We start from the raw sequence: 26,067 nt of genomic DNA, 5'->3' as shown, positions 1-26,067 counted from the left end.
CCTCGTAGCTTGGCGCGCATCCGACTTCCAGGAGGGTTCATGCGCCGCCTCGCTGCCTCGCTCGCCATCGTTCTTGTGACGTCCACCCTCGCGGTCCCCGCCGAGGCCGGAGGTTGTCCGCAGGTGCGGGTTCCAGGAGCCGAGTACGCCGAAGTCACGTGTCTGGACGACCTGACGACCGTCGGCGGCCGGACCAACCCGGCGGACTACGCGGGGTTGACTCACTCCGCGCTGCCGCAGCCTAAACCGGTCTCGGGGATTCAGGTGGACGGGTATTTTCCGGACAGCTCGCGGACCAACGCCAACAACGGATGGAACCACGACTCGCAGTTCGTGCTGCGTCTCCCCCAGCAGTGGAACGGTGGTCTGGTGGTCGCGGGGTCGCCGGGGGTCAGGGCGCAGTACGCCAACGATCGCGCGATCTCGGACGACGTACTGGCCAAGGGTTACGCATACGCGGCGACCGACAAGGGCAACACCGGCGCCGAGTTCTTCCGGGACGGGACCAAGCCGGGGGACGCGATCGTCGAGTGGAACCGTCGGATGACCGAGCTGACCCGAGCCGCACGGAAGGCGGTGACCCGGCACTACCACCGGGCGCCGCGCGAAGTGGTTGCCGCTGGCATCTCCAACGGTGGTTACCTGGTGCGCTGGCAGCTCGAGAACCATCCCGAGCTCTACACCCGTGGCGTCGATCTCGAAGGCACGTTGTGGACGGCCGACGGGCCCAACCTGCTCAGCTTCCTGCCGCCGGCGATCAGGGGCTATGAGCAACAAGATCCGAGCCTGATCGAAAAGGCCGGCTTCGACCCGCGGTCGAGCTTCCTGTGGAACTACCACTACACCGTCTACTGGAAGCTGACCCAGCGGATCTACACCGCCGAGCTCGATCCCACCTACACGGGCACCGAAGGCGCCTACGACTACAGCGCGAGACCCCAAGCACAGCAGGCGGTACGGCGGATAGAACTCACCGGCAGAATCGGCAAGCCGCTGACCACGATCCACGGCACCTTCGACAGCCTGCTGCCGATCACCCAGGACTCCGACGCGTACGCAACGATGGTGCGTCGCGCCGGACGCGAGCGGTTGTTCCGGTACCAGCGGGTCGAGGCGGGCAATCATGTCGACGGTCTCGTCGACGCCTACCCCGACCGGCTGGTCCCGCTGGTTCCCCTGTTGCGCAAAGCGATCTAGAACACCATCGACAGCAGGTCGGCGAACAGTTCCTGCTCGTCGACCTCCAGTCCCCGGTTGGTGAACCAGGTCGCCATGTTGTGGCAGTCCCTGAGCAGGAACTCCATGCCTTTCGGATTGCCGACGATGTCGAGCACCTGCGGCAGATCGATCATCACGATCCGGTCGGGCTGGGCGAGCACGTTGAACGGCGAGAGGTCGCCGTGTGCCAGCCCGGCCCGGGCCAGCTCGCGCATCCCGTCGCGGACCTGCTCGAAGTACAGCTCGAGCACCTGCTTGGACGGCCGGACCTGGGCGAGCCGGGGTGCGGCACCGCCTTCGCCGTCGTCGATGAACTCCATCAGGAGTTCGGTGCCGTCGACCTGAACGGGATACGGGACCGGGACTCCGGCCTTCCACAGCCGGCACAGCGCTTCCCACTCCGCGTAGGCCCACTGGCCGGCGGCGACGCTGCGGCCGTGCGAGGACTTCTTCGCCATCGCGCGGCTGTCGCGGCTGTTCCGCGTCCGGCGGCCTTCGACGTACGCCGTACTGCGGTGGAACGTCCGGTGCTCCTCGGTCCGGTACCGCTTGGCCGCGAGCAGCGACGAGCGAGCCGGGTTGCCGCCGATGGCGTCGACGGCGCGTTCGAGCAGGAAGACGTCGGCTTCCTTGCCGGTCTTGAGAATGCCGAGCTCGGTGTCGATCGCGGCCTCTTCGGTCACGACCCAGTCAGGGCGGGGCTTCGGGCCGCGCGCGCTGCGCTCGACGTCCATCCAGGTCGACCAGCGCTGATCGGGACCGAGGCGTTCGTCGACCGCGGAGAACTCGAAGACGAAGGCTTCGTCGACGGGCTGTTCGTCGTCGGACCGCTGCTCGGGCAGGTCGGTCCAGTTGAGGTCAGAAAGGTCGTGCGTGGTGCGGAAGACGTCGGAAGACATCTGATGTGCTCCTGGAGCTAGAGGTGAGTCTGACGCGGGCAAGCCGCAGCACAGTGATGGCCATTCGTCAGCCCTCCTCAGGTCCAGGCAGCGCGCTTCGCTGCACGAGCATGCTCAGGATGCACGGCGCTACCGGGTTGTGCAATTGATTTATCGGCCCAGCTGCGAACGCGTGGTCGGGCGGAGCCGCAGTCCCTGGGCCGGCTTGCCGCAGCGGCGTTCCAGCTCGGCGGCAATCTCCCGCCAGGACGCCGACTCGGCCAGGTGCCGGCGGTGCAGCTGGTACGCCGTGTCGTCGGCGAACACCGCGAGCCAGACCAGCACGGTCTCGTCGCGCAACGGCAAGGCGGGGAAGTTGTTCTCGGCGGGCAAGGTCTCGAAGATCCCGGCGAACCGCACGCCGGCGTCGGCCAGGACCGGCATGACCCGCTCGGTGAAGAACTCGACGAAACCGTCGTCATCCGGCCGCCGGTGGTAGACCGCGCCGGCGACCACCGTGCCGACGGCCTCCTCAGCGTCAACCGGCACCGAGTCCACCGGCAGACGTGAGTCCACCGGCACCGCGTCCACCGGCAGGCGTGGCGAGCCGAGCGCCGGCCAGTCCGCCCCGAGCGCGAGCGGCCGCAGCAGCAGCGCGTTGTCGGAGTCCTTCATCGTGGCGTTCGCCTCGGCGGAGTGCGCCTTCCAGACCGGCCCGGAGTAGAAGCCCTGCAACGCCTCGCCCCGCGCCTCCAAACTGGGAAACCCGCGCAACCACACGAACTGGTTGTCGTCGTCGAGGTCGCGGAACTGTCCACAAACGTGCATGCCGTACGCCTCCTGCCCCTCGACGAACTCGCGGTCGAACAGCGTGATCAGGTCGTCGCGGCGGCCGTCGTACAGGGTGTACTGACGCAGGTCCAGTACGGCGCAACAGTCCATCGAGCGTTTCCTCCAGGTCGGTGAGACCCCCAGTCAAGCGCCGAAACCTGACAACGGCTGTCAGCGATTGTCCGACAGGTTGATCCGCTCGGCGCTGGGTACCGGCCAAGCGACCAGGCAGAGTCGACCCAGGAGCGCCTGATGATCGACCGGACCCGCCTTGCGACCTACCTGCAGGACCACTACGCCGGATCCTCCGCCGGGATCGAACTGTTCCGGCGGGCGGCCGACCAGCAGAGCGACGCGGTCACCCGGACCGCACTGACCGCGATGTCCGAACGGATCGAGAACGAGCGGACCGTGCTGGCCAAGTACCTGGCCGTCGTCGACGCGAAACCGGATCCGGTGAAGAACGCTGGTGCGTGGGTGGCGGAGAAGCTCGGCCGGTTCAAGCCGAACGGCGAACTGGTCCGGCGGTCGCCGTTGAGCGACGTGACGGAGCTGGAGATGCTGCGCATCACCGTCGAGGGCAAGGCGGCCGGCTGGCGGGTCCTGCGATCACTGTCGGCGGAGGAGAAGGGCTTCGACCCTGTCGAACTCGACGGACTGCTTGCCGACGCACAGCAGCAACTGGAGGAACTCGAGCGGCTACGGATGAGCGCGGCCCGTCGAGTCTTTCGCACCCCGGGCTGACATTCTCCCGCGGATTCACCCTGGACGGGCCGAGGGCCGCGGCGATTGCCACGGCCCTCGGTCGTTCAGAGGATCAGGTGAAGATGCTGACACCGCCGGGCCCGACCAGCAGGCCTACGACGATCAGTGCGGCGCCCATCAGGAGCTGGCCGCGAACGAGCGAGACGATTCCTGCAATGACGAGGATCGCCGCGATGATCCAGAGCACCAAGCCCATGGTCGTTCCTTTCTCGACGGCCGGGCGACCTGCCCGGCGGCTGTACCCCGTGGGTCCTGCAGCGGTTGCCCGCCTCACATCCAGTGCCCGGCCCCCAACAGGTCAAACGGTCACAACTCGCCCCGGTTTCAAGGCAACCGTTTCCCGACACGACCGGCCACGCACAGCGACCGGCCCCGCTGAGCGGTTCGGCACTCCGCTCGGGTGAATGCGCGACGGCCCGCCGGGCACCGGGCAAACACATCCCGAAACGCCCGCGAGCGGAGGAGACGTTGTGAAGATCGGCTATTTCCTGTCCAGCGAGGAGTACACGCCGGCCCAGCTGATCGAGCAGGCCCGGCTGGCCGAGGAGGCCGGGTTCGACGGGCTGTGGATCAGTGACCACTTCCATCCGTGGAACGACGAGCAGGGCCAGAGCGCGTTCGTCTGGTCGACGATCGGCGCGATCTCGCAGGTGTGTGAGCTGCCGGTCACCACGGCGGTGACCTGCCCGACGGTCCGGATCCATCCCGCGGTGATCGCGCAGGCGGCCGCGACCAGCGCCGTACTGCTGAACGGCCGGTTCACGCTCGGCATCGGGACCGGCGAGGCGCTGAACGAGCACGTGCTCGGCGACGTCTGGCCGACCGTCGACGTCCGGCTGGAAATGCTGGAGGAGGCGGTGGAGATCATGCGCCGGCTCTGGACCGAGGACGGGTTCGTGTCGCACCGGGGCAAGCACTACACGGTCGACACGGCACGGATCTACACCCGTCCGGACAGCCCGCTGCCGATCTACATGTCCGGCTTCGGCCCCCAGGCGACCGACGTGGCCGCGCGGATCGCGGACGGCTACATCACCACCTCGCCGGACAAGGAACTGCTGAACCGCTTCCGCACCAACGGCGGTGGCGCCAAGCCGGCTCAAGCGGGCTTCAAGGTGAGCTACGCCCCGACCGAGGAGGAAGGGGTCGAGCAGGCGCACCGGATCTGGGCCAACTCGGGGCTGCCCGGCGAGCTCGCCCAGGTACTGCCGTCGCCGCGCCACTTCGAGCAGGCGTCCCAGCTGGTCACCAAGGAGTCGACTGCCGAGTCGATTGCCGCAGGTCCCAAGGCCGACGCGCATCTGGAGGCCTTCAAGCCGTACCTGGAGGCCGGGTTCGACGAGGTGTACGTGGCCAACATGGGCCCGCACACGATCGACATGATGAACCTGTACCGCGAAGAGATCCTGCCCGAGCTGCGCCGCGCCAAGTAGCCCTCGGTCAAGCCTGCTCGAGCATCGCCGCGGCCGCGCGCAGGTCGTCGACGAACAGCTCGAAGTCCCGGCGGTACTCCCGCGACCGCACCACCGACGAGGGATGCACAGTGGCGGTGGCCGGCGTACCGTCGGGCAGCTCGACCGGTTCGCCACGGTGCTGGGTCACCTTGAAGCCGGTCCCCAGCACCGCCCGCGCCGCGATCGAGCCGAGCACGACCACCAGTGCGGGCTTCACGATGCCCAGCTCGGATCGCAACCAGGGGCTGCAGGCAACGATATGGCCGACCGCCGGCGTCTTGTGGATCCGCCGCTTGCCCTGCCGCTCGAACCGGAAGTGCTTGACCGCGTTGGTCAGGTACACGTCGTCGCGCTCGATGCCCGCGGCCACCAGCGCCTTGTCCAGCAACCGGCCGGCCGGGCCGACGAACACGTGTCCTTCCTTGTCCTCGACGTCGCCCGGCTGCTCACCGATCAGCATCATCCGGGCCCGCGCCGGCCCCTCCCCCGGTACGACGTGCTCCGCGTCCTGCCACAGGTCGCAGCCGCGGCAGGCCGGCAGCGCGGCCCGCAACGCCCGCAGCCCGCCGCGGTCCGGAACGAACTCTTCGGCACCAGTGAAGTCGTTCACAGTCCCCCTGGTTCCCGCGCGGCGGCAAGCCTATTCCCAGCCGCGCGCCGGTCAGGTTTCAAACAGCTGTAACGCGGGAGGGGTTGCGTCGGTCGGGCAGGTTTGGTCTGGTGGAGGCGAGGGGCTCAGCCATGACGCCACCTCCCGCAGGAACGACACGACGAGGTTTGCCCCGTGACGATCGCACCTGTACAACCGGCCGGAACCAAGCAGCAGATCGCCGACCAGACCCAGGAACTGCTGGAGCGGGCCGCCGGCCTGCCGGAAGACGAACGCCAGGACCTGCTCGACCAGGTCGTGATCCTGAACGCTCCGATCGCCCGCTCGATCGCCTCCCGCTACCGCCGCAAGGGCGTCGACGCCGACGACCTCGAGCAGGTCGCCTGCCTCGGGCTGGTCAAGGCCGCCAACGGCTACCGCCCGGACGAGGCGAGCAGCTTTCTCGCGTACGCCGTACCGACGATCCGTGGCGAACTCAAACGCTACTTCCGCGACTGCGCCTGGACTGTGCGCCCGCCGCGCCGGGTCCAGGAGATGCAGGGCACGATCGCGGCCGCCGAGCCGGAGCTGACCCAGAAGCTCGGGCACCTGCCCTCGGACCGGGAGACCGCCGAGGCGCTGGGCACCGCACCGGACGAGGTCGCCGAGGCGACGTCGGTCCGCAACTGCTTCAGCACCCTGTCGCTGGACGCTCCCGGATCAGCCGACGGCGGCGCGACGCTGATGGAGACCGTCGCCGACGCCGAAGACGGCTACGAACTGGTCGAGAACGTGCACACCCTGACTCCCGTCGTCTCCGACCTGGACGACCGCGAGCGCCGCATCCTGGAGCTGCGCTTCTGCAACGGCTTCACCCAGGAGGAGATCGGCAACGAACTCGGCGTCAGCCAGATGCAGGTCTCCCGCCTGCTGCGCGGCATTCTCGAACGCCTACGCGCGGAGCTCAGCGCTCCCCAACCACAAGGCTGACGACGTAGCCGAGCACAGCGGTCATCGCGAGCAGCTCACCGCCGTCCTCGAGCAGATGCAGGAGCTGCAACCCGCTGTCGCCGACGCCCGTGGCCAGTCCGTCGACGAGCATTCCGAACACCGCCAGCAGCAAGCTCAGCCCGAACAGCCGCCGGTACGTCGCCCTCGTCCGTGCGGTCCCGCGCAGATAGCCCCACACCAGCAGGGCCAGCAGCACCAGTCCGACCGACAACGCGAAGCCCAGCTCGCCGAGATCTTGCAGCCGTACTCCGGCGAACACCAACTGCTCAGGCGAGCGGCCCGTCGCGTCGACCAGCGCCGTACCGGCCGCTTCGTGCAGACCGAAGAAGTCGTCGACCAGCAGATACCCGAACAACAAGGCCCACGGCAGATACGACCGGCGCCGGCCGAACAGCCCGAGCCAGACCAGCAGCAGGACGGCCCAGAACAGCTGCACGTAGCCGAAGCTCTCGGCGATGCCGTGGTCGCTGGAGATGTTGAAGGCCGCCGATTTCACCACGGGCACCCGCAGGCCGACCTGGACGCTGCGGTGGGCCAGGTGCAGCACGAGCATCACCAGGTCGGTGCAGACCAGCAGCCCGATGACCAGCTGAGTCGGCCCGAGCGCTGCCGGCGCCAACCGGCTGGGAATCGTCGTGGAAACGGCCATAAGGGGTCATTGTGCAGACCCGCCCATCGCCCGGCCAGAGCTGGCAGATGAGAAAACTCTCAGCCGCGACGGCCCCAGCGCCAGTCGCGGACCTCCGGCAGGTCCTCGCCGTACGTCGTCGTGTGGGCGCGGTGCCGCACGCGCTGGTCGGCGAAGTACTGCCGGGCCGTCACCGCCCGCGTCCCCAGCGTCGGTACACGGTCGATCACGTCCATCGCCAGGTGGTACCGGTCGAGGTTGTTCAGCACGACCATGTCGAACGGCGTGGTCGTGGTGCCCTCCTCGATGTACCCGCGCACGTGCAGGTTGTCGTGCCCCTTTCGCCGGTAGGTCAACCGGTGGATCAGCCACGGGTAACCGTGGTACGCGAAGATCACCGGCTTGTCGGTGGTGAACAGCGCGTCGAACTCCGGACCGCTGAGCCCGTGCGGGTGCTCGGTCGCGTCCTGCAGCCGCATCAGGTCGACCACGTTGACGACCCTGATCTTCAGCTCCGGCAGGTGCTCGCGCAGCAGGTCGACGGCCGCGAGCGTCTCCAACGTCGGGACGTCGCCCGCGCACGCCATCACGACGTCCGGGTCGCCGTTGTCGTTGGAGGCGAAGTCCCAGACCCCGATCCCGCGGGCGCAGTGCAGCGCGGCCGTCTCCCAGTCCAGCCAGTTCGGCTGCGGTTGCTTGCCGGCGACAACGACGTTGACATAGTTCCGGGTCCGCAGGCAATGGTGCATGGTCGACAGCAGGGTGTTGGTGTCCGGCGGCAGGTAGACCCGGACCACCTCGGCCTTCTTGTTCATCACGTGGTCGATGAACCCGGGATCCTGGTGCGAGAACCCGTTGTGGTCCTGACGCCAGACGTGCGAGGTGAGCAGGTAGTTCAGCGACGGGATCTTGCGCCGCCACTCCAGCCGGTTGATCGTCTTCAGCCACTTCGCGTGCTGATTGACCATCGAGTCGACGATGTGCACGAACGCCTCGTACGACGAGAACAGCCCGTGCCGCCCGGTCAGCAGATAACCCTCCAGCCAGCCCTGGCAGGTGTGTTCGCTGAGCATCTCCAGGACCCGGCCGTCCGCCGCGAGGTGCTGGTCGGTCTCCCGCGTCTCGCCGAGCCACGCCTTGCCGGTCACGTCGTAGACAGCGCCCAGCCGGTTCGACTCGGTCTCGTCCGGCCCGAACAGCCGCAGGTTGCGGTGTGCCTCGTTCAGCACGAACGCATCCCGCAGGTACTGCCCGAACACCTTCGTCGGCTCCCCGTCCTCGGCCCCCGGCAGCTTCACCGGTACGGCGTACTCGGCGGGGTCCGGCAGTTCGAGGTCGCGGGTCAGCACGCCGCCGTTCGCGTGCGGGCTCGACCCCATCCGCAGCGACGGCTTCGGTGCCAGCTCGAGCACGCTCGCGACCGGCCGGCCGCCGGCGTCGAACAACTCGTCCGGCCGATAGCTGCGCAGCCAGTCCTCCAACTGCCGAAGGTGATCCTCGTTCGTCCGTACGCCGGACAGCGGGACCTGGTGGGACCGCCAGGTGTCCTCGACCGGCTCGCCGTCGACGGTGTGCGGACCGGTCCAGCCCTTCGGCGTCTTCAGCACGATCATCGGCCAGGCCGACCGGGCCGGCGTCGAGCTCCCGGCGGTGCGCGCCTCGAGCTGGATCTCGTCGATCCGGTCCAGGCATCGGTCCAGCGTCGCGGCCAGCGCCTGGTGCACGGTCGCGGGGTCCGATCCCTCGACCAGGTACGGCTCGTGGCCGACGCCGCGCAGGAACGCGGTCAGCTCCTCGTCGCCGATCCGCGCGAGCACCGCGGGATTGGCGATCTTGTAGCCGTTCAGGTGCAGGATCGGCAGCACCGCGCCGTCGCGGCGCGGGTCGAGGAACTTGTTCGAGTGCCAGGACGTCGCCAGCGGTCCGGTCTCGGCCTCGCCGTCGCCGATCACGCAGGCGACAACCAGGTCGGGGTTGTCGGCGGCCGCGCCGTACGCGTGACTCAGCGAGTAGCCCAGCTCGCCGCCCTCGTTGATCGAGCCGGGCACCTCGGGCGCGACGTGACTCGGGATCCCGCCGGGGAACGAGAACTGCTTGAACAGCCGCGCCATGCCCGGCTCGTCCTGCGTGGTGTTCGGGTACGTCGCGGTCCAGCTGCCCTCCAGCCAGGTGTGCGCGACGATCGCCGGCCCGCCGTGGCCCGGGCCGATCACGTACATCAGCTCGCGCTCGCGCTGCCGGATCAGCCGGTTGAGGTGCGTGTAGACGAGATTGAGCCCGGGCGTCGTACCCCAGTGGCCGAGCAGCCGCGGCTTGATGTGCTCAGGCCGCAGTGGCTCCCGCAGCAAGGGGTTGGCCAGCAGGTAGATCTGCCCCACGGACAGGTAGTTGGCAGCTCGCCAGTACGCGTCGAGGCCCTGCAACTCCTCGTCGCTCAACGGTGTGGCGTCGACTTGTTGCACGCACCCTCCTAGGGCTTCAGCAGTACCTTCACAGCGCCGTCCTGCTTCTTCTGGAACATCTCGTACGCCGCCGGTCCCTCGCTCAGGTCGAGGTGATGGGTCGCGAAGCTCTCCACGCCCAGGACGTCGGTCTCGTCCAGCAGCGGCAGGATCCGGTCCGACCATCGGTGCACGTTGGCCTGGCCCATCCGCAGCTGGATCTGCTTGTCGAACAGCGTCATCATCGGCAGCGGGTCCGCGCCGCCGCCGTACACGCCGCTGAGCGAGATCGTGCCGCCGCGGCGGACCACGTCGATCGCCAGGTAGAACGCGGCGAGCTGGTCGACGCCCATCGTCTCCATCATCTTGCGTTGCAGGGCGTCCGGCAGCAGCCCCGACATCTGCTGGGCGAACCGGGCCTTCGGCGACCCGTGCGCCTCCATGCCGACCGCGTCGATCACCGAGTCCGGACCGCGGCCGTCGGTCAGCGTCCGGATCGCCTCGGCGACGTCGTCGGAGTACTCCAGCGTCTCGACCCCGTTGCGGCGCGCGCGTTCCAGCCGCTCGGCGACCAGGTCGACCCCGATCACCCGCAGACCTCGGTGCATCGCGATCCGGGTCGCCATGTCGCCGATCGGGCCGAGGCCGAGCACGACCAGCGTGCCGCCGTCCGGCACCGCGGCGTACTCGACCGCCTGCCAGGCCGTCGGCAGCACGTCGGACAAGTAGACGAACCGGTCGTCCCGCGGGCCGTCCGGGACCTTGATCGGCCCGTACTGCGCCTGCGGGACGCGCAGGTACTCGGCCTGGCCGCCGGGGACCTGCCCGTACAGCTTCGTGTAGCCGAACAGCGCGGCGCCCATCCCCTGGTCGCGCACCTGCGTGGTCTCGCACTGGGTCTGCAGGTCCTGGTCGCACATGTAGCAACTGCCGCAGGCGATCTGGAAGGGCACCACCACCCGGTCACCCGGCTTCAGGTTCGTCACCGCGGATCCGACCTCCGCGACCACGCCCATCGCCTCGTGCCCGAGGATGTCCCCGGCGTCCAGGTACGGCGCCAGCACCTCGTACAGGTGCAGGTCGGAGCCGCAGATCCCGGTCGACGTGACCTTGATGATCGCGTCGGTCGGCTGCTCGATGGCCGGATCCGGCACCTCGCCGTACTCGATCTTGCGCTTGCCCTGCCAGGTCAGTGCCTTCACGCGGGACTCCTTAGCGGCCGACGGCCTTCTCCAGCTCGGCCTTCGTCATCTTCGAACGGCCCTTGATGTTCTTCTGCTTGGCCTCGTTGTAGAGCTGGTCCTTGGTCCGGCCGCCCGAGCCCTTGTGCGAGCGCAGGCCACCGCGCCGCGACGACGACATGTCCTCGGTGGAGCTGCGGCTCTTCTGCTTCGCCTCACCGGAGCGGGCCCGTTCCTTGTTCACCGTCCGGGCGGCGATCTCCTCGGCGGTGTCCTCGCTGCGGCCACGCTTCTTCAGCCCGGCCTTGATGTGCTCGTACTGCCGCTCACGCTTCTTGTTCGATCCTGCGGGCATGGCTGGCTCCTTTCACGCACTGATCGCCCGGTACCCCACGGGTCCGAGAGCAATCACCGCCGGAGGTCAGTCCGGCGGGGCGGGCACCGGGTTCGCCGCCAGTGCTCTGGCTACCGCGACCAGGTTGCTCGCCATCGCCCTGCCGGTCTTGGCCGACCAGTCGTGGCCGTGGCCGGTCTCGTCGTAGCTCGGACCGGGGCCGGGGCCCTTGTTCCAGTACGTCCAGGACTGGCCGGGGATCGTGTAGCCGATGTCGCACAGGCCGCCGTTGAGCTCGGAGATCACGTGGTGGGCGCCGTCCTCGTTACCGGTGACCACCACTCCGGCGACCTTGTTGTAGGCGACCGGGCGGCCCTCGTCGTCGGTTTCGCTGATCATCGCGTCCATCCGCTCCAGCATCCGCTGGGCGATCGACGACGGACGGCCGACCCACGTCGGCGTGGCGACCACCAGGATCTCGCAGGCCAGCAGTTGCTCGTGCACGCTCGGCCACTCGTCGCCGGTGCCCTCGTCGCTGGTCACGCCGGGCGTGATCGCCAGGTCGGCCAGCCGGATCCGGCTGACCTGGACGTCCTGCTTCTCCAGGGCGTCCACCACCACGTCGGCCAGCGAGTCGGTGTTCGACTTCGCCGGCGACGCTTTCAACGTGCAGTTCAGCACCAGCGCCCGCATCGTTCGCTCCTCCGTTCGGTGATCCCCACTCGCCCCGGCCGGTTCCCCGCCGGAAACCGCGTACTCGCGGCCTGCCCGGCTACACCCGGGCGTCCTGGTCCAGGAGTCTGTTGACCGACCGCTCGGCCTTGGCCCGGATCTCCGGATCGTCGAGTTCGTCGGGTTCCGCCACGGCCTCCGGGATGGTCCGGCCACGCTCGTACTGGTCGACGACCCGCGGATCGACGTACGACGCCTTGGCCACCGTCGGCGTGTTGCCGAGATGCTCGGAGACCTCCTCGAGCATGTCCTTCACCGCAGCGTTCAAGGCCTTCTTGGTGTTCGGCGGATCGGCCTGGGCCAGGTCCACCGCGGCGTGCACGGTGGCGGTCCAGGTGCGCAGGTCCTTGACCGTGTGGTCGTCGCCGACCAGCTCGTGGAAGCGGTCGTTGATCATCGACGCGTCGATCTCCTTGTACTCCGAGCCGTCGCGGTACACCAGCAGCCGCGGGTTGCCGTGCTTGCCGCGCTTCAGCGACCGGACCGCGGCGGTCAGGCGGTCGTCGTCCAGCTCCAGCTTCCGCTCGACCCCGCCCTTGGCGACGAAGTCGAACACCAGCTTGCCGCGCTGGACCTTGACGTCGTCGCGCAGCAGGGTCGCGGCGCCGCGGCTGCCGTACTCCTCGGCGTACCGGGTGTTGCCGGTGCGGAAGACGCCGTAGTCGAGCATGCGCAGCGCGACCGCGAGCACCTTGTCGCGGCCGAGCCCGCGAGCACACAGGTCCTTGTCGATCGCTTCCCGGAACGCCGGCAGCTTGCGCGCCAGCTGGCGGACGCGGTCGTGCTTGTCGGCGTCCTGGGAGGTGCGCCAGTCGTCGTGGTACAGGTACTGGCGCCGGCCGGCCTCGTCGGTGCCGATCGCCTGGATGTGGCCGTTGGGGTACGGGCAGATCCAGACGTCCTTCCAGGCCGGCGGGATCGCCAGGGTCCGGATCCGCTCGAGGATGTCCGGATCGGTGATCCGCTTCCCGTCCTCGTCGTGATAGCTGAACCCCCGGCCGCGGCCCTTGCGGGACAGGCCGGGTTCGTCGGGTTTGGAACGCCGCAGACGCATACCGGTCGGTACCCCGGCCGCATGCATGAACGTGGGGTCGAGGGGCACCGGGCAACTGTCCGACCAGCGCAGGGTGCCCGATCCGCGCAGGCTGGGCGGTCGCGCAGACTGTGCGGTCGCGCGGGCTGTGCGGTCACCGAACGACGGGCACCACAGAGGAGGCACCGATGGGTATCGGCGACAAGATGAAGAACGCGGCCGAGAGCGCCAAGGGCAAGATGAAGGAGCGCACCGGCGACGCGACCGACAACCAGGACCTGCAGGCCGAGGGCCAGGCCGACAAGACCAAGGCCGATCTGAAGCAGGCCGGCGAGAAGGCCAAGGACGCCTTCCGCGAATGACCGTTCGCCGCTGAGACCACGGATCCCCGTCACCGTCCGGTGATGGGGATCCGCTCTGTCCGGGTACCGGCCGGCCATGTTCGAATCCTTCACCCTCGACAGCATCCCCGTCGGCGACGTCACGCTGCGCGTCCGGTACGGCGGCTCGGGACCGGCCGTCGTCCTGCTGCACGGGCATCCCCGCACCCACACCACCTGGTACGCCGTCGCCCCGGCGCTGGCCGAGGCCGGGTTCACCGTCGTCTGCCCCGATCTGCGCGGCTACGGCGGATCGAGCAAACCCGTCACCGACGCCGACCACACGCCGTACTCGAAACGCGCGATGGCGGGCGACGTCGTCGGGCTGATGGATGCCCTGGGCCACGACACGTTCGCCGTCGCCGGGCACGACCGGGGCACGTACGTCGCGTACCGGACCGCGCTCGACCACCCGGACCGGGTCAGCAAGCTGGTCGTGATGGACGGCGTACCGGCGGTCGAGGCACTGGAACGCACCGACGCGAAGTTCGCGGCGATGTGGTGGCACTGGTGGTTCTTCGCGCAGACCGCCAAACCCGCCGAGCGGGTGATCTGCGCCGACCCGGAGACCTGGTACGAAGCCTGGACGTCGAACTCGCCGGCGGCGCTCGGACCGGAGAACCACGCCGACTTCCTGGCCGCGATCCGCAACCCGGCGACCGTGCACGCGATGCTCGAGGACTACCGGGCCGGCCTCGGCGTGGACCGCCGGGCCGACGAGGACGATCGCGCCGCCGGACGGCAGATCCGGTGCCCGGCGATGATGCTGTGGTCGACCCGGGACGACATGGAAGAGGTGTACGGCGATCCGCTGGACGTGTGGCGGCCGTGGTGCCCGCAGATCGTCGGGCATGGCATCGACTCCACCCATCATGTCGCCGAGAATGCTCCGGGCGAGCTGGTGAAGAGCTTGGTGGACTTCCTGCGGGGTGCCTGACCGGTGGTCGCGCCGGTGGGTCTGTCTTGGCAATGACGCTGTGGCCTTTCGGCAGGTCTGCCCTGTAGCGTCGCCTGCGTGGACTTCGAGGAGGCGGCGGACGCGCTCTACGCGGCGCCGGCGGCCGACTTCATTGCTACCCGCAACGAGCTGGCCAAGCAATTGAAGGCCGACGGCGACCAACTGGGGTCGACCCGGCTGAAGGCGTTGCGCAAACCGACGGTCGCCGCCTGGCTGACCAACCTGGTCAGCCGCGAGCGGCCGGACGAGATCGACGACCTGCTCGCGCTCGGCGACGAGTTCCGCGAGGCGACCGCGGACCTCGACGGTGAACGGTTGCGCGAGCTGACTCCGAAGCGGCACCAGGCGATCGACACCCTGGTCAAGGCCGCCGGAGAACTCGCCGGCGAGCACGGTCAGAAGATCAGCGCGGACGTCGGGCAGAAGCTGCGCGAGACGCTGGACGCCGCCCTGGTCGACCCCGCGGCGGGCGACGCCGTACGGGAGGCGCGGCTGAGCAGCGCGTTGCGGCACGTCGGGTTCGGCGTGGTGGACGAGAACGGTGAGCCGTCGAACGTCACACCGCTGACCGACGAGCGGCGGCAGCGCGCGAAGGACCGGCGTACGAAGGCGCGTGAGGTCGAGACCGCGACTGCCGACGAGGACGAGGCGGAGTCGACGGCGCAGCGGAAGGCGCGGGAGAAGGCCGAGCGCGAGGCGGAAGAACGCGCGGCGGCCGAGAAGGCCGAGGCGCAGCGCGAGTTCGAGGCCGCGGTCAAGGCGGCGGAGACCGCCGAGGAAACGGTCGAGGACCTGGACGCGCAGCTGACCGACGCCCAGGAGGCCCTCGATCACGCCCGCGAGGAGGTTCGCCGGCTGACCGCGGAGCTCGACGAGGCGAAGAAGGTCGCGCGGGAGGCGCAGAAACAGAGCCGCGAGGCGCGGAAACGCTACAACCGGTTGTAACTGGGTACTTGCGGTACCGGAGAGGAGCTGGTGATGGCGAGGGCGATCTGGAGCGGGTACATCAACTTCGGGCTGGTGTCGGTACCGGTCGGGCTGTACAGCGCGACCGAGGAGCACGAGCTCGACTTCCACCAGTTCCAGCGCGGGACGTCGGACCGGATCCGCTACAAGCGGGTCAACGAACGGACCGGCCGCGAGGTCGACTACGACAAGATCGTCAAGGGCCACGACGTCGGCGGCGGCGAGTACGTGATCGTCGAACGCGAGGAGCTGGAGGACATCGCGCCCGGCAAGTCCCGCTCGCTGGAGATCTCCGACTTCGTCGACCTGGACGAGATCGACCCGATCCACTTCCAGAAGAGCTACTACCTGGCACCGTCGGACCCCGAGAACGCCTCGTCGTACGCGCTGCTGCGCGACGCCCTGGCCAAGACCAACCGGGCCGGCATCGCGACGTTCGTGATGCGCAGCAAGGAGTACCTGGCCACGATCCGTGCCGACGGCAAGGTCCTCGTACTCGAAACCATGTTCTTCGCCGACGAGATCCGCGACCCCGCCAAGGAGGTCGGCGACCTGCCGGCCAAGACCTCGGGCAAGCAACTCAAGATGGCCACCGACCTGATCGAGGCGATGAGCGGCGAGTGGCGCCCGAAGGACTACAAGGACAGCTACACCGAACGCGTCAAGAAGCTCGTCGAGTCCAAGCGCAAGGGCAAGGAAGTCGTCTTCACCGAGGAAGAACCCGAGGCGACCCCGAGCACCGACCTGGTCTCCGCCCTCCGCGCCAGCGTAGAAGCCGCCCGAGCCCGCCGCGCCGGCGGCGGCGCTGCGAAGAAGACCGCCGCGAAGACGTCCACGGCAAAGAAGTCCCCCGCCAAGAAGTCGACCACCAAGAAGACCGCGGCCAAGAAAACCACCACGAAAAAGACCACCGCAAAGAAGACAACCAGCAAGAAGAAGGCCGCATAGCCCAGCACGCACCTCCACGCGGGCAGTTGGGGTTGCCGCAGCAGCACGACGCCCGGTCCATCGCCGCCACCTGCCTGTTCGTCGCCCCAGGACCGAGGCCCGCCACACCCGCATCCCGCAGCAGGACTCACGTGACCACGGCCAACACGGCCGCACCTCCTCCGCGCAGCAGGCCGCCGGTGACCACGGCGATCACGCCGCACCTCCATCCGCGCAGCAGGACTCACGTGACCACGGCCATTGCGGCCGCACCTCCATCCGCGCGGCACCCCTCGCAGCTTTGGCCGCGGGCGCCCCACGGCGCTAACCGTCACGCCGACACGCCGCCCTGACCACCAGCGAAGAGTCGCCAAGGCGCCGCGCACCACGCAGCACTAGACCTCGGGATCGCAACCGCCCCCAAACGCCGAGTCCGCCGCGCGCCTCCGGCGACGCCGGCGAGGACGACGTGCAGACGACGTTCCTGACGACCTGGCGGCGGTTCCAACACCACCCACCTGGGCCGCTCGCGCCATACCGCTGACATCCAGGTGCGTTGCCGCACCAAGTGGCCGCCATGGGCCGCGAGCACCTCGAGCCGATCACCCGTCGCCGACCGGGACACCGGCGACAGCCACGGGGCCACGGCGACCATCGGATGTCGACCGCCTTCTGGGCCGGCAGTGCGGGCGTTCGCGCTGTGCTCGGACGAGCCTCGTCTTCTGCACGCCGCAGATGGTCCCGGGCGACACGCCAGCCACAGGTCGGTGACCACCCGCTCACCCGGCCCAAGCTGGTCACGGCGTCGGCACGGAACCGTTCTCCCGGCCGGCGCCGGGGGCGACGGCCGAGGTCGCCTCGTCTCGATGCATCGATCCGTCGGCGCCGGTTGGGTTTGTTGTCGACACGCCTGCGTCCGACCGCGACAACGTCGGTTGTCGTCGTGAGATCCGGCTCGCCTGCACCAGGGCATCAGCCGTGGCGTCGAGCAGGTCAATGTACGGCGGTCAGGTGGTCGCGGCTGCGATGCCTCGGGTGAGATCAGCATCGCGCAGCAAACGCGTGCATCGACCGTTCGTGTGGCAGGAGACGCCGGCCTTTTCGGCCGGTGCCGGGGTGACGGCCGAGGTTGCCTTGTCTTGATGCACCGCGACAAGGACGGTTGCCGTCGTGACGGGAGATCCGGCTCGCCTGGAGCACCGCGGCAGCAGCCGTGGCGTCGACCGGCTCCATGTACGGCGTCCAGTTGGTCGCGGCTGCGATGCCCCGAGGGAGATCGGCATCGCGCAGCAAACGGCGTGCACCCGGCCGGTTCGTTCGGCGGGAGATGCTGGCCTTCCCGCCCGGTGACGGGGGTCGACGGCCGAGGTCGCCTCGTCTCGCTGCACCGCGACAACGACGGCTGCGGTCGACACCGGGAGATCCGGCTCGCCTGGAGCACCGCGGCAGCAGCCGTGGCGTCGACCGGCTCCATGTACGGCGTCCAGTTGGTCCCGGCTGCGATGCCCCGGGAAGACCAGCATCGCGCAGCAAACGGCGCGCACCCGGCCGGTTCCTGCGGCAGGAGACGCTGGCCTTCCCGCCCGGTGCCGGAGTCGACGGCCGAGGTCGCCTCGTCTCGATGCATCGCGACAACGACGGCTGCCGTCGAGACCGGGAGATCCGGCTCTGCTGAGAGCACCGGGGCAGCAGCCGTGGCGTCGACCGGCTCCATGTACGGCATCCCGTTGGTCGGGCTTCGATGCCCGGCTGAACTCAGCATCGCGCAGCAGACGGCGTGCAACGACCGGTTCGTGCGGCAGGAGACGCTGGCCTTCCCGTCCGGTGCCGGGATCGACGGCCGAGGTCGCCTCGTCTCGACGCATCGATCCGTCAGCGCCGGTTGGGTTTGCTGTCGGCACGCCTGCGTCCGACCGCGACAACGACGGCTGCCGTCGTGAGATCCGACTCGCCTGTCACCGGGGCAGCAGCCGAGGCGTCGACCAGCTCCGTGTACGGCGTCCAGTTGGTCGGGGCTTCGATGCCCGGGTGAGACCAGCGTCGCGCAGCAAACGGCGTGCATCGGCCGGTTCCTGCGGCAGGAGACGCTGGCCTTCCCGCCCGGTGCCGGTCTCGGCTACCAGCACGGTGCCGAGACTCGCCGGCCCCCGCCTGTTGGTCGTCGACGAGGGCGCGCGAAGCGGTCCGAGTTGCCTCGGACGGAGGTGGTCTGGGCGGTGTGGTGTCACGGAGGTGTGGCTGAGGAGTCTGCCCAGCTTGGTCGGTTGGCGCGGGGGTGGCCTTGGTGGGTGGTGATGGTCCAGTGGCCTTGGTGGACGTCGATGTGGTGGGCCTTGCAGAGCAGGGCGAGGTTGGTGAGGGTGGTGGGGCCGCCGTTGGCCCAGTGGGTGAGGTGGTGGGCGTCGCAGATGGCGGGTGGGGCGTGGCAGATGATGCAGCCTTGGTCGCGGGTGTTGAGGGGTTGGCGGATGGCGCGGGTGACGAAGCGGTGTTCGGTGCCGACGTCGAGAGGCTCCGACGCCGAGCCGAGGACCATCGGGATGAGGCCGGCGTCGCAGGCGAGGCGGCGGATGGTGGCGGTGGACAGGGTGGCGCCGGAGGCGAGGGTGCCGATGCCGGTGCCTCGGGTGAGGTCGTTGAGGGCGATGGTGACGGTGATGTGGGGTTTGATGTCGCCGTGGGCGGGGGCGGCGGTGCCGGTGGCTGCGGCAGCGGTGAGGATGGTGGTGAGGGCGTCGGCTTGGCGTTTGCCGCGGGTGCGGGGGTCGCGGGTGCCGTCGGGGGCGAGGTGGGGTTTGGCGCCGGCGAAGATGAGGGTGTGCAGGAGTTCGGCGTGGTCGCCGGCGAGGTAGCCGCCGAACTCGATGCCGAACTCGCCGCGTTTGAGCCAGAGGGTTTCGGCGGCCATGGCGCGGGCTTCGGCGGGTTCGGGGCCGTCGGTGTCGAGGGTGTCGCGGACGCGTTTGCCGAGTTTGCGCAGTTCGGCCGGGGACAGCAGTTGGGCGGCGCGGATCATGGCGCGTTCGGCGACTTGCAGGTCGGCGGCCGGGACCATCGCGGTGGTGGGGATGCGTTCCAGGGCGGTGACGATCGCTTCGGCCTGGCCGGGATGCAGGACTAGCTGCTCGACCACGGCTGACCCAGCGGGGATGTCTCGGGGGCGAGGGCGGCGTCGGCGAGGGGCGCCTGGGCGGAATCGGTGGCACCAGCTGAGGTCGCGTGGAGGGCTGTTTGGACGTCGGGGTATTTCGGGAGTGCGGTGGCCAGGCGGAGGTCTCGGCGGACCTCGGTGGGGTCGAGGCGGTGGCGCACCGCGATGAGCTGGACGGTGTCTCGGGCGCCTAGGTCGGCGGCGTGGCCGTTGGCGTCCAAAGCGGCCAGGAGGTGCAGGCGGTGGGTCTGCAGGCGGGCGAGCTGGGCCTGGACAGCGTCGAGCGTGGACAGCATCTCGCTGCCGCTCATCGACCAGATCGGTCGCTCGTCGCAAAGGCCCATACAGAACAGTCTTCAGGAACCCACCGACAGTTCCGGGCGGAAAGGGCTTGTTTTTAAGGGAAAACCGACCAGATGTCCGGAAGCGGTCAGTTCACAAGACGGCTGGACCTGGGCGGAGCCGGGGTGAGGGGGTGGCGACTGGGAGCAACGGTTCGTGTTCAGGCGGCACCGATAGGTGAGGGAAGGCGCCGCAACGGTGCTGGCATGGTGCGCCGCCAGCCAGGTTGGGCGTCAGGAACCAGGGTGGTTTCTCGTTCGTTCTGGTGTTGTCGGCGCTGCGGGTGGAGATTGGTGGTGACCGGCCGGGGGATCGGGCTGGTCTTCCGTGGTGCGAGGGTCGAGTGAGTTCGGCGATGACACGTTTTCCCAGGGCACGGCGTGCGGCGGTGGCGGCCGGAATCGGAGTCGGCACGGCTGGTGCTCTGGCGGCGGTGTTGCTGCTCGGGCCGGTGGCCTCGGCGGCCTTGCTGGGGATCGTGTTTGCTTTGGTCTGGCCGCTCGCGGCGGTGATCAAGTACCTTGCCGACGAGCCGATTCCCCACTCCTCCGCGAGCATCGCCGCGTACGCCGCGGGGGCGGTGCTGTGTTTGCCGGGCGTGGTGCGGCTGATCACGTGGGGGGCCGCTGGGCTTTCGATCGCGTGTCTGGTGGCGGCTGCTTTTGTGGGGATCGACCTGCTGGCCGCGAGCCGTCGCGAGCGGGAGAACCGCCGGTTCCTTCGGGAACTCGGCACCAGCCTGCAGCGGCCTGCGGATCAGCCCAGCCTCGGTGCGCGGGACGCCGAACCAGACCTGCACCGAAGCCCGGCGGATCGGGAGCTGAACGACGAAGAGCTGATCGCGTCCCTGCGCTGTCCACTCAGCATCGAGGAACTCTGCGCCGTCTGGAGCGAGACCTCCGCGACCCTCGCCGCCGACGCCGGTCTCCGCGATCGTCAGGCCGTCGCCGAGGTCCGGCGAATCTGCCTGGACGAGTTCGAACGCCGCGATCCGGCCGGGTTCCACCAGTGGCTCGAAGCCGGCGCTCCGGCCGATGCCGCGGCCTACTTCCTCTCACGGCCCGGCTCCGACTCCGACCCCCACGCCGGCCCAGACCCCGGCTCCGGCCCTAGCTCCGGCTCCGGCCCCAGCTCCGGCTCTGGTCCCGACCCCGGCCCCTAGTTCCGGCCTACCCCCGACTCCAGCCAAGGCCCGAGTACCAGCCCAAGACAGCGTGATCAGATAACCAAGTGCCACCAACCATCAGACCCAGAACCACCCAAGACCTCCCCACCTGCGTAACCCTCCTCCGCGAAGTCCACGAATCCTTCGGCTACCCCGTCAACTGGCCGGCCGACCCACAGCTCTGGCTCACCCCACCCAACGCCCTCGGCTGCTGGGTCGCCACCGTGAACGCCGAAGTAGCCGGCCACCTAGCCGTCACCCGAAGCAACGGCACAGCACTCGTAGAGCGCCTCTTCGTAGACCCCAAGCACACCGGCCAAGGTCTCGGCCGCAAGCTCCTCGACCACGCCCGCCACATCGCCGCCGAGCACCAGCTCGATCTCACCCTCGAAGTCGCCGACAACTGCACCGCCGCGATCGCCCTCTACCGAAGAGCCGGCTGGCGCGAAACCGCCCGTACGCCGATCGAGTGGGGCGGCGATCAGGCCTCGGCCGTGATCAGCTTCTCCGCGCCCTCGTCCTGATCGAGCGGGTGCGCGAGCTCGTCCGAGCGCATCCGCCCGAACCAGATCACCGCGAACGACACCACCGCAGGACCGACCCCCGCGACGACGAACACCGCGGTCACCCCGAACCACGAGCCCGCCGGGCCGGCCAGCGCCATCGACACCGGCATCAGCAGCAGCGAGACGAAGAAGTCCAGGCTGGCGATCCGCCCGCGCAGGTGGTCCGGGACCCGGCGCTGCAGCAGTGTCCCCCAGATCACCATCGCCGCCGAACCGGTCGCGCCGACCACCGCGGCGCCGGCCATCATCAGCCACAGGTCCTGCGCGAACCCGAGCACCACGAACGGCACCGACCCCAGACCCCACATCAGCGTCATCACGGTCAGGTACCGCCGAGGCAGCGACCGCGACGAGATCACCAGCGCTCCAGCCGCCCCACCGACTCCGAACGCCGCCATCACCAGCCCGAACTCCCGCGCGTCCCCACCCAACTGGTCGCGGATCGCGAACGGCAGCAGCACCTCCAGCGGCCCGAGGATCAGCAGCACGAACACCGTCCCGAACAGCAACGACGCCAGCAACCACCGAGTGCGCCGTACGTAGCTCCAGCCCTCCCGCAGATCCGCCGCCATCGCCCGTACGCCGGTCGCCGCGGCCTCGCCCGCGCCATCCGAACCCGAGGCCGAAGCCGGCTCGTGCCGCAGGTTCATCGCCAGCACACACGCCGCCGAGAACAGATACGTCAGCCCCGCGACCAGAATCGCGACCCCAGGCGAGATCGCCGCGATCACCAGACCGCCGATCACCGGCCCGGTCGCCTGCTGCGCGAGCGGGCGCAGCGTGCCCTCCAGCCCGTTGGCCGCGAGCAGTTCGTCGGCCGGCAGCAGCCGAGGCACCAGCGCCGTGTACGCCGGGATCAGGAACGCCTCCCCCGCCCCGACGAGCACGGCGGCGGCCGCCAGGTGCCAGATCTCCAGCACCCCGACCAGCGCGAGCGCCGCGAGGCCGAGCAGCACCACTCCCCGGACGGAATCCGCGACGATGATCACCGTGCGCTGAGGCAGCCGGTCGGCCGCGATCCCGCCGAACAGCACACAGACCAGCAGCCCGATGCTGTACGCCGTGGTCACGACGGACAGCTGGACGGGCCCGCCACCGAGCTCGATCACCTGCCAGGCCAGCGCGACCAGCCACAGACCGCTGCCGAGCAGCGCGACGGCGAGCCCGGTCCAGAGCAGCCGGTAGTCGCGATGCCGCAGCGGCCGTACTGCCTTCCAGCGGAGCTCGCTCACGATGCACACCTCAAGAGTTGACAGCGAAACTATTCCCCCAACACCTTCCCTGATGAACAGTTCACGTGTCAACCGTTTATCCGTATACTCAAACCATGGCGACCCGGACGAGCACCGAACAGCTGGACGCGTGGCGCGCGCTCTACCGCGCCGACACGCTGCTGTTCACCCATCTCGACAACACGCTGCGCAGTGTCGCCAAGATGACCTACTTCGAGCACGAGGTGCTGCGCGCGCTCGACGAGGCGGGCGGCAAGCTGCGAATGGCACCACTGGCGGAGAAGCTGATGATCTCCCGCAGCGGCGGGACCCGGCTGGTGACCAAGCTCGAGGACAAGGACGGCTGGGTCGTCCGGACCACGTCGCCGACCGACCGCCGGGCCACCTGGGCCGAGCTGACCCCGTCCGGACGGGAGGCACTGAAAACTGCCCAACCCGTGGTCGATGCGGTGGTGGCGACGTTCTTCGCGGATCATGTTCCGGGTGAGGAGCTTCGACGCGCAGCCCGGATCCTGGACCGCCTGGCCGACGCGAACCCCAACGACGACGGCTTCGACTGCGGCCTCTGAGCCGCCGGAGGTGGCGCGGTGAGTCAGGTCGACCAACTGTTCGCCGAGCGGGTACTCGCGCTGAAGCCCGCACCGTCCGCCCACCCCGCCGACCTGCTCAGCGCCCTGTACGACGCCCAGCTCGGCAGCCGGCACGCCGACCTCGCCGCCCGCTGGCTGCAGTCGGAAGGCCACGGCTTCTACACGATCGGCTCCTCGGGACACGAGGGCAACGCCGGTGTCGCCGCGGCGCTCCGCCCCACCGATCCCGCCCTGCTGCACTACCGCTCCGGCGCTTTCTACCTGACGAGAGCCGCCCAGCACGGGGACAAGACCGCGCTGCGCGACATCCTGCTCGGCGTGACCGCGGCGACCACCGAGCCGATCTCCGGCGGGCGGCACAAGGTGTTCGGCCGGCACGACCTCGCGGTGATTCCGCAGACCTCCACGATCGCTTCGCACCTGCCGCGCGCGATGGGCGTGGCGTTCTCGATCGCCCGCGCGGGCAAGCTCGGCGTCGAGTCGCCCTGGCCCGCGGACTCCGTCGTGGTGACCAGCTTCGGTGACGCCTCGGCGAACCACTCGACCGCGACCGGCGCGATCAACGCCGCCCTGCACGCGTCGTACCAGGGGTTGCCGATGCCGCTGTTGCTGGTCTGCGAGGACAACGGGATCGGCATCAGCGTGCGCACCCCGGACGGCTGGATCAAGCAGGCCTACGGGCAGCGACCGGGCCTGCGGTACTTCGATGCCGACGGCACCGATCTGGACGCTACGCTGACGATGGCCACCGAAGCCGCGACCTTCGTACGGCGGAACCGGCGCCCGGCGTTCCTCCGGCTGCGGACCGTCCGGCTGCTCGGCCACGCGGGCTCCGACGTCGAGGCGGCGTACCGGACGCCGGCCGAGCTGCTCGCCGACGAGGAGCTCGACCCGCTGCTCGGCACCGCGCGGCTCCTGCTCGGTACGGGCTGCACGGCGAGCGAGGTGATCGACCGGTACGAGGCGAAGCGCGCCGAGGTGATGGCGCTCGCCCGCGAGGTCGCCGGGCTCCCCCAGCTCGCCTCCGCCGAGGCGGTCGTGGCTCCGCTGCGACTCGCCGAGGTCTCGGAGAAGTCCCTGCCCCGCAGGACGAGCGACGACTCGACACCGCTCACGCTCAGCCAGTCGATCAACCGCGCGCTGGCCGACGTACTGGCGGCGTACCCGGAGTCGATCGTGTTCGGCGAGGACGTCGGACGCAAGGGCGGCGTGTACGGCGTGACGCGCGGGCTGCAGAAGACGTTCGGCCCGGCGCGGGTGTTCGACACGTTGCTCGACGAGCAGTCGATTCTCGGGCTCGGTCTCGGCGCCGGGGTCTCCGGCCTGCTGCCGTTGCCGGAGATCCAGTACCTCGCCTACCTGCACAACGCCGAGGACCAGCTGCGCGGCGAGGCGGCGTCGCTGAAGTTCTTCTCGCAGGGCCAGTACCGCAACCCGATGGTGCTGCGGATCGCCGGCTACGGCTACCAGAAGGGCTTCGGCGGGCACTTCCACAACGACGACGCGATCGGCGTACTGCGGGACATCCCGGGGCTGGTGATCGCCTCGCCGTCCCGCCCGGACGACGCGGCCGCGATGCTGCACACCTGCGCGGTTGCGGCCCGCGACGACGGCGCGGTCTGCGTGTACCTCGAGCCGATCGCGCTCTACCACCGGCGCGACCTGCATGAGGACGGCGACGCCGCCTGGCTGGCGCCCTACCCCGGCGCGCTCGACCCGAGCGAGCACAGCCCGAGCGAGCACAGCCCGGACGAGCACAGTCCGACCGGGCACGTCCCGATCGGACGCGGCCGCACCTACGGCGACGGGGACCAGCTCACGCTGGTGACCTTCGGCAACGGCGTACCGATGAGCCTGCGGGTCGCCGCACGGATCCCCGGCGTCCGGGTGCTCGACCTGCGCTGGCTCGCGCCGCTGCCGATCGAGGATCTGCTCCGCGAAGCCGAAGCCACCGGGCGCGTCCTGGTCGTCGACGAGACCCGTCGTACGGGCGGCGTCTCCGAAGGCGTGCTGGCGGCTCTGGTCGACGCGGGCTTCACCGGTCAGCTGGCTCGGGTGACCAGCGAGGACAGCTTCGTCCCGCTCGGCGCCGCGGCCCAGCACGTCCTGCTCAGCGAGTCGACCATCGAGAAGGCCGCCCGGGACCTGCTCAGCTGACCAAACCTCTAAGTGAACAACCGCTGCCAGACCGACTTGCGGCGGCGTCCCTGGTGCTCGTGCTGCTCGGACCGGGCCGGCTGCGGCGCAGGCGCCGGACGATCCCGCTGCCACTGCTCGACGACGGCTTCGGTGTCCACGAAGCCGACCGGGACCACCACGCCGGTGGCGTCGCGGATCTGGATCCGGATCCGCTCGTTCAGGTCGGCCAGGTAGTCGCGGAGCTCGGTCTCGGTGCGCATCTTCGCGACCTTCTCGCCCACCTGCGCCTTCTCCTTGCGCAGCTGCACCGACGGCGGCAGCAGGACGTCGGCCTCGATCTTCTCCCGGCGCATGAAGTCCTTGACCCACCAGTCCGGGTCGTGCGGATCGGCCAGCTTCGGGATCGGCTTGCCCTCTCCCGACAGCCCCTCGAACTCGCCCCGCTCCTGGGCCTGCCGGATCTGCAGCTCGACCCAGTCCTGGGTCGACATCCCCGGCGGCTTGCGCTCGGTCATGTACCGCACCTCCCCGTATTCGGGTCGCTGTACGCCGGGGA

Annotated in this window: 26 protein-coding genes; 12 read left to right on the top strand and 14 right to left on the bottom strand. The window is 69.5% G+C overall.

From position 1 onward, the window contains the following. The first annotated feature begins 39 nt into the window (after nucleotides 1–39). Nucleotides 40–1,197 (top strand): tannase/feruloyl esterase family alpha/beta hydrolase, encoded by a 1,158-nt coding sequence (locus ACQPXM_RS04610; protein ID WP_432945087.1) that lies wholly within the window; start codon nucleotides 40–42, stop codon nucleotides 1,195–1,197. On the opposite strand, the gene ACQPXM_RS04605 is transcribed toward ACQPXM_RS04610, so the two are convergent. Further along, a complete protein-coding gene (locus ACQPXM_RS04605; RefSeq protein ID WP_432945085.1) occupies nucleotides 1,194–2,117 on the bottom strand; it encodes a serine protein kinase RIO in 924 nt (307 codons plus the stop codon). The genes ACQPXM_RS04610 and ACQPXM_RS04605 overlap by 4 nt on opposite strands. Nucleotides 2,118–2,267: 150 nt before the next feature. Then, nucleotides 2,268–3,038: an NIPSNAP family protein gene (locus tag ACQPXM_RS04600; protein ID WP_432945083.1), complete on the bottom strand. Its 771-nt coding sequence runs from the start codon at nucleotides 3,036–3,038 to the stop codon at nucleotides 2,268–2,270. Nucleotides 3,039–3,179: 141 nt separating this feature from the next. On the opposite strand from ACQPXM_RS04600, the gene ACQPXM_RS04595 reads away from it, so the two are divergent. Beyond that, nucleotides 3,180–3,671 carry a hypothetical protein gene (locus ACQPXM_RS04595; RefSeq protein WP_432945081.1) on the top strand — a complete coding sequence of 164 codons (492 nt, stop codon included), beginning with the start codon at nucleotides 3,180–3,182 and terminating at the stop codon, nucleotides 3,669–3,671. Between the two features lie 73 nt (nucleotides 3,672–3,744). On the opposite strand, the gene ACQPXM_RS04590 is transcribed toward ACQPXM_RS04595, so the two are convergent. Beyond that, entirely contained in the window at nucleotides 3,745–3,888 is a 144-nt protein-coding gene (locus ACQPXM_RS04590) for a GPGG-motif small membrane protein (RefSeq protein WP_432945079.1), read from the bottom strand. Between the two features lie 274 nt (nucleotides 3,889–4,162). Between ACQPXM_RS04590 and ACQPXM_RS04585 the strand changes: the two genes are divergently transcribed. Then, nucleotides 4,163–5,125 carry a TIGR03557 family F420-dependent LLM class oxidoreductase gene (locus tag ACQPXM_RS04585; RefSeq protein WP_432945077.1) on the top strand — a complete coding sequence of 321 codons (963 nt, stop codon included), beginning with the start codon at nucleotides 4,163–4,165 and terminating at the stop codon, nucleotides 5,123–5,125. 7 nt (nucleotides 5,126–5,132) lie between these two features. Here ACQPXM_RS04585 and ACQPXM_RS04580 read toward each other — a convergent pair whose 3' ends face one another. Next, nucleotides 5,133–5,756 carry a UdgX family uracil-DNA binding protein gene (locus ACQPXM_RS04580; protein WP_432945075.1) on the bottom strand — a complete coding sequence of 208 codons (624 nt, stop codon included), beginning with the start codon at nucleotides 5,754–5,756 and terminating at the stop codon, nucleotides 5,133–5,135. A gap of 174 nt (nucleotides 5,757–5,930) precedes the next feature. Between ACQPXM_RS04580 and ACQPXM_RS04575 the strand changes: the two genes are divergently transcribed. Next, the gene (locus tag ACQPXM_RS04575) at nucleotides 5,931–6,725 is read left to right on the top strand and encodes a sigma-70 family RNA polymerase sigma factor (RefSeq protein WP_432945073.1); all 795 of its coding nucleotides are present in this window, start codon (nucleotides 5,931–5,933) and stop codon (nucleotides 6,723–6,725) included. Here ACQPXM_RS04575 and ACQPXM_RS04570 read toward each other — a convergent pair. The 6 genes from ACQPXM_RS04570 to ACQPXM_RS04545 form a co-directional block, all read right to left on the bottom strand. Next, on the bottom strand, nucleotides 6,700–7,395 hold the full coding sequence (locus ACQPXM_RS04570) for a hypothetical protein (protein ID WP_432945071.1): 696 nt from the start codon (nucleotides 7,393–7,395) through the stop codon (nucleotides 6,700–6,702). The genes ACQPXM_RS04575 and ACQPXM_RS04570 overlap by 26 nt on opposite strands. Before the next feature lie 59 nt (nucleotides 7,396–7,454). Beyond that, on the bottom strand, nucleotides 7,455–9,836 hold the full coding sequence (locus ACQPXM_RS04565) for a phosphoketolase family protein (RefSeq protein WP_432945069.1): 2,382 nt from the start codon (nucleotides 9,834–9,836) through the stop codon (nucleotides 7,455–7,457). An 8-nt stretch (nucleotides 9,837–9,844) separates the two neighbouring features. After that, nucleotides 9,845–11,017 carry a zinc-dependent alcohol dehydrogenase gene (locus ACQPXM_RS04560; RefSeq protein WP_432945067.1) on the bottom strand — a complete coding sequence of 391 codons (1,173 nt, stop codon included), beginning with the start codon at nucleotides 11,015–11,017 and terminating at the stop codon, nucleotides 9,845–9,847. Nucleotides 11,018–11,027: 10 nt separating this feature from the next. Continuing rightward, entirely contained in the window at nucleotides 11,028–11,351 is a 324-nt protein-coding gene (locus ACQPXM_RS04555; RefSeq protein WP_432945065.1) for a plasmid stabilization protein, read from the bottom strand. Nucleotides 11,352–11,417: 66 nt separating this feature from the next. Beyond that, nucleotides 11,418–12,023: a flavodoxin family protein gene (locus tag ACQPXM_RS04550; protein WP_432945063.1), complete on the bottom strand. Its 606-nt coding sequence runs from the start codon at nucleotides 12,021–12,023 to the stop codon at nucleotides 11,418–11,420. A 79-nt stretch (nucleotides 12,024–12,102) separates the two neighbouring features. Continuing rightward, entirely contained in the window at nucleotides 12,103–13,164 is a 1,062-nt protein-coding gene (locus ACQPXM_RS04545; protein WP_432945061.1) for a DNA topoisomerase IB, read from the bottom strand. 119 nt (nucleotides 13,165–13,283) lie between these two features. Between ACQPXM_RS04545 and ACQPXM_RS04540 the strand changes: the two genes are divergently transcribed. From ACQPXM_RS04540 to ACQPXM_RS04525, 4 genes are all read left to right on the top strand, one after another. Beyond that, a complete protein-coding gene (locus ACQPXM_RS04540) occupies nucleotides 13,284–13,457 on the top strand; it encodes a CsbD family protein (RefSeq protein ID WP_432945059.1) in 174 nt (57 codons plus the stop codon). Between the two features lie 76 nt (nucleotides 13,458–13,533). Beyond that, a complete protein-coding gene (locus ACQPXM_RS04535) occupies nucleotides 13,534–14,412 on the top strand; it encodes an alpha/beta fold hydrolase (RefSeq protein ID WP_432945057.1) in 879 nt (292 codons plus the stop codon). Between the two features lie 78 nt (nucleotides 14,413–14,490). Then, nucleotides 14,491–15,378, top strand: a complete 888-nt coding sequence (locus ACQPXM_RS04530; protein WP_432945055.1) for a hypothetical protein — start codon at nucleotides 14,491–14,493, stop codon at nucleotides 15,376–15,378. A 33-nt stretch (nucleotides 15,379–15,411) separates the two neighbouring features. Beyond that, nucleotides 15,412–16,347, top strand: coding sequence for a Ku protein (locus ACQPXM_RS04525; RefSeq protein ID WP_432945053.1), 936 nt, complete (start codon nucleotides 15,412–15,414; stop codon nucleotides 16,345–16,347). Between the two features lie 2,203 nt (nucleotides 16,348–18,550). On the opposite strand, the gene ACQPXM_RS04520 is transcribed toward ACQPXM_RS04525, so the two are convergent. Together ACQPXM_RS04520 and ACQPXM_RS04515 are read right to left on the bottom strand one after the other, a co-directional pair. Further along, a complete protein-coding gene (locus ACQPXM_RS04520; RefSeq protein WP_432945051.1) occupies nucleotides 18,551–19,459 on the bottom strand; it encodes a DUF222 domain-containing protein in 909 nt (302 codons plus the stop codon). Continuing rightward, nucleotides 19,444–19,821: a hypothetical protein gene (locus ACQPXM_RS04515; RefSeq protein WP_432945049.1), complete on the bottom strand. Its 378-nt coding sequence runs from the start codon at nucleotides 19,819–19,821 to the stop codon at nucleotides 19,444–19,446. Before ACQPXM_RS04515 ends, ACQPXM_RS04520 begins: the two co-directional genes overlap by 16 nt. Nucleotides 19,822–20,174: 353 nt before the next feature. On the opposite strand from ACQPXM_RS04515, the gene ACQPXM_RS04510 reads away from it, so the two are divergent. Together ACQPXM_RS04510 and ACQPXM_RS04505 are read left to right on the top strand one after the other, a co-directional pair. Beyond that, nucleotides 20,175–20,981: a hypothetical protein gene (locus ACQPXM_RS04510; RefSeq protein WP_432945048.1), complete on the top strand. Its 807-nt coding sequence runs from the start codon at nucleotides 20,175–20,177 to the stop codon at nucleotides 20,979–20,981. 227 nt (nucleotides 20,982–21,208) lie between these two features. Next, nucleotides 21,209–21,508 carry a GNAT family N-acetyltransferase gene (locus ACQPXM_RS04505; protein WP_432945046.1) on the top strand — a complete coding sequence of 100 codons (300 nt, stop codon included), beginning with the start codon at nucleotides 21,209–21,211 and terminating at the stop codon, nucleotides 21,506–21,508. Here the strand turns inward: ACQPXM_RS04505 and ACQPXM_RS04500 are convergent. After that, entirely contained in the window at nucleotides 21,466–22,782 is a 1,317-nt protein-coding gene (locus ACQPXM_RS04500; RefSeq protein WP_432945044.1) for an MFS transporter, read from the bottom strand. The genes ACQPXM_RS04505 and ACQPXM_RS04500 overlap by 43 nt on opposite strands. 95 nt (nucleotides 22,783–22,877) lie before the next feature. On the opposite strand from ACQPXM_RS04500, the gene ACQPXM_RS04495 reads away from it, so the two are divergent. Both ACQPXM_RS04495 and ACQPXM_RS04490 read left to right on the top strand, forming a co-directional pair. Then, nucleotides 22,878–23,351 carry a MarR family winged helix-turn-helix transcriptional regulator gene (locus tag ACQPXM_RS04495; protein WP_432945042.1) on the top strand — a complete coding sequence of 158 codons (474 nt, stop codon included), beginning with the start codon at nucleotides 22,878–22,880 and terminating at the stop codon, nucleotides 23,349–23,351. Nucleotides 23,352–23,369: 18 nt separating this feature from the next. Continuing rightward, on the top strand, nucleotides 23,370–25,529 hold the full coding sequence (locus ACQPXM_RS04490) for a thiamine pyrophosphate-dependent enzyme (RefSeq protein ID WP_432945040.1): 2,160 nt from the start codon (nucleotides 23,370–23,372) through the stop codon (nucleotides 25,527–25,529). A gap of 8 nt (nucleotides 25,530–25,537) precedes the next feature. On the opposite strand, the gene ACQPXM_RS04485 is transcribed toward ACQPXM_RS04490, so the two are convergent. Next, a complete protein-coding gene (locus ACQPXM_RS04485) occupies nucleotides 25,538–26,026 on the bottom strand; it encodes a DUF1992 domain-containing protein (RefSeq protein WP_432945038.1) in 489 nt (162 codons plus the stop codon). Nucleotides 26,027–26,067: the final 41 nt, after the last annotated feature.

Origin of the sequence: Kribbella sp. CA-253562 (genome assembly GCF_050942265.1) — a bacterium.
In the GTDB taxonomy this organism is placed as follows: domain Bacteria; phylum Actinomycetota; class Actinomycetes; order Propionibacteriales; family Kribbellaceae; genus Kribbella.
This window is presented reverse-complemented; position numbering and strand designations above follow the sequence as displayed.

Coding starts and splice junctions, on each gene's coding strand:
- ACQPXM_RS04610 (WP_432945087.1), top strand. CDS start 40: ATGCGCCGCCTCGCTGCCTCGCTCGCCATCGTTCTTGTGACGTCCACC.
- ACQPXM_RS04605 (WP_432945085.1), bottom strand. CDS start 2,117: ATGTCTTCCGACGTCTTCCGCACCACGCACGACCTTTCTGACCTCAAC.
- ACQPXM_RS04600 (WP_432945083.1), bottom strand. CDS start 3,038: ATGGACTGTTGCGCCGTACTGGACCTGCGTCAGTACACCCTGTACGAC.
- ACQPXM_RS04595 (WP_432945081.1), top strand. CDS start 3,180: ATGATCGACCGGACCCGCCTTGCGACCTACCTGCAGGACCACTACGCC.
- ACQPXM_RS04590 (WP_432945079.1), bottom strand. CDS start 3,888: ATGGGCTTGGTGCTCTGGATCATCGCGGCGATCCTCGTCATTGCAGGA.
- ACQPXM_RS04570 (WP_432945071.1), bottom strand. CDS start 7,395: ATGGCCGTTTCCACGACGATTCCCAGCCGGTTGGCGCCGGCAGCGCTC.
- ACQPXM_RS04555 (WP_432945065.1), bottom strand. CDS start 11,351: ATGCCCGCAGGATCGAACAAGAAGCGTGAGCGGCAGTACGAGCACATC.
- ACQPXM_RS04550 (WP_432945063.1), bottom strand. CDS start 12,023: ATGCGGGCGCTGGTGCTGAACTGCACGTTGAAAGCGTCGCCGGCGAAG.
- ACQPXM_RS04540 (WP_432945059.1), top strand. CDS start 13,284: ATGGGTATCGGCGACAAGATGAAGAACGCGGCCGAGAGCGCCAAGGGC.
- ACQPXM_RS04535 (WP_432945057.1), top strand. CDS start 13,534: ATGTTCGAATCCTTCACCCTCGACAGCATCCCCGTCGGCGACGTCACG.
- ACQPXM_RS04525 (WP_432945053.1), top strand. CDS start 15,412: ATGGCGAGGGCGATCTGGAGCGGGTACATCAACTTCGGGCTGGTGTCG.
- ACQPXM_RS04515 (WP_432945049.1), bottom strand. CDS start 19,821: ATGGGCCTTTGCGACGAGCGACCGATCTGGTCGATGAGCGGCAGCGAG.
- ACQPXM_RS04510 (WP_432945048.1), top strand. CDS start 20,175: ATGACACGTTTTCCCAGGGCACGGCGTGCGGCGGTGGCGGCCGGAATC.
- ACQPXM_RS04495 (WP_432945042.1), top strand. CDS start 22,878: ATGGCGACCCGGACGAGCACCGAACAGCTGGACGCGTGGCGCGCGCTC.
- ACQPXM_RS04485 (WP_432945038.1), bottom strand. CDS start 26,026: ATGACCGAGCGCAAGCCGCCGGGGATGTCGACCCAGGACTGGGTCGAG.